The following is a 1,745-nucleotide window of genomic DNA, read 5'->3' on the forward strand; positions in this document are numbered from 1 at the left end:
TTCACCGCCGAGGGCACCGCCCTCGCCCCCGGCGGTCCGCTCCGCTACCCGGCGACCGGTACCGTCCCCACCCCGCCGCCGGCCCCCACCCGTGACTCCTACCTCTCCGACCTCGACTGGATCAGCGCGGCCAACGGCTGGGGACCGGTGGAACGCGACGCCTCGAACGGGAAGAGCGCCGCCGGGGACGGCCCGCCGATCTCCTTCGGAGGGACCTCCTACCCCAAGGGCCTCGGCGTCCACGCACCCAGCGACATCGCCTACCACCTCGGCGGGGCCGCCGTACGGTTCACCTCGCTCGTCGGCATCGACGACTTCTCCGCGAAGCAGAGCTCGCTCGGCGCCACCCGGGCCAAGGTCTACGGAGACGGCCGGCTGCTGCTGACCACCCCGACCCTCACGGCGGCCGGCGGCCCGGTGGCCGTCGACCTGGACGTGCGCGGCGTACGCGTCCTGCGGCTGGTGGTCGAGGACGCCAACAACCGCACCTCCTTCGACCACACCTCCTGGGCCCTGGCCCGGGTCACCGTCTCCTGAACCGGCCTTCCGGGTGGCCTACACGGGATCCGCGGCCACCCGGAAGCCGATGTTCCCCGTCGAGCTGTCCGGGGTGTTGGAGCTGCGGGCCGCCACCCGGTAGCGGTTGCAGTAGGAGTCGTGGCAGAGGTACGAGCCCCCGCGCATCGCACGGGAGGTCCCCCCGCCGGGGGTGAACAGGTCCGCGCACCACTCCCAGACGTTGCCGACGGTGTTGTAGAGGCCGAAGCCGTTGGGGCGGAAGGACTTCACGGGGGCGGTGGAGACATGGCCGTCGGCGCCGGTGTTGAGCACCGGGAACTCGCCCTGCCAGATGTTGCACATGTGGCGTCCGCCGGGGGTCAGTTCGTCGCCCCACGGGTAGCGCCGCTGCTCCAGGCCGCCCCGGGCGGCGTACTCCCACTCCGCCTCGGTGGGCAGGCGGGTGCCGGACCAGGCGCAGTACGCCAGGGCGTCGTTCCAGGAGACGTGGACGACGGGGTGGCTCTGCCGTCCCGTCACGTGCGAGCCGGGCCCTTCCGGGCTGCGCCAGGTGGCCCCCTCCACGGCCCGCCACCACGGGACGCCCGCCACGGGAGGCGAGACGGCGGCCGTCGCGTCGGTGAGGAAGGCGCCGAACGTGAAGGAGAACCCGAACCGTTCCGCCTCGGTGACATGGCCCGTGGCCTTGACGAAGGTGGCGAACTGGGCGTTCGTCACGGTCGTGGCCGCGATCCGGAACGGCTCCACGGCCACCTCGCGGACCGGCCCCTCGGCGTCGGCGGGGAACCCGTCGGGATCGTCGGTGCCCATGAGGAAGCGGCCGCCGGGCAGCGCGATCAGCTGCCGGGCCACCCGCGAGGGCGCGGCCGCGCGGGGCGGCGGGGCGAGGGTGAGCACGGGGGCGTGGGCGTGGCCGGGGGTGCAGCAGTCGGGCATGTCGGCTCCGTCGGGACGGGGCCGGCCGGGCACCCGTGGGACGGGACGCCCGGCCGGCGCGGTGATCGGGTGGTCGGGCGGTGCGGTCGGCGTGCAGCCGGTCGGGCCCACGCGGCCCTGGTCGACGTGGTGGCGCGAGGTGAGGATTCCTGCTGCCACGGCGACGAGAGTAGGGGCAGCGGAACTCCGGTTCCATGTACGGCGGATGAAATGGGGTCCGGGACGGCGCCGGGCCGGGTGCGCGGTGGGCCGGCGCACAAGCGCACGGCGGCACCGGCTCCGTGCGGGGG

At 74.6% G+C, this 1,745-nt stretch carries 2 protein-coding genes; one reads left to right on the forward strand and one right to left on the reverse strand.

The genetic code is table 11. From position 1 onward, the window contains the following. A partial coding sequence (locus VR44_RS38280; protein ID WP_045952294.1) for an NPCBM/NEW2 domain-containing protein occupies positions 1-537 on the forward strand: 537 nt, incomplete at its 5' end. Between the two features lie 18 nt (positions 538-555). On the opposite strand, the gene VR44_RS38285 is transcribed toward VR44_RS38280, so the two are convergent. Continuing rightward, a complete protein-coding gene (locus VR44_RS38285; RefSeq protein WP_045952295.1) occupies positions 556-1,455 on the reverse strand; it encodes a formylglycine-generating enzyme family protein in 900 nt (299 codons plus the stop codon). Between the last annotated feature and the right edge of the window lie 290 nt (positions 1,456-1,745).

Origin of the sequence: Streptomyces katrae, assembly GCF_000966975.1 — a bacterium.
Classification (GTDB): domain Bacteria; phylum Actinomycetota; class Actinomycetes; order Streptomycetales; family Streptomycetaceae; genus Streptomyces; species Streptomyces katrae.

What these genes read in the sequence shown, in the direction of transcription:
- VR44_RS38285 (WP_045952295.1), bottom strand. Translation starts at nt 1,455, where the DNA reads ATGCCCGACTGCTGCACCCCCGGCCACGCCCACGCCCCCGTGCTCACC.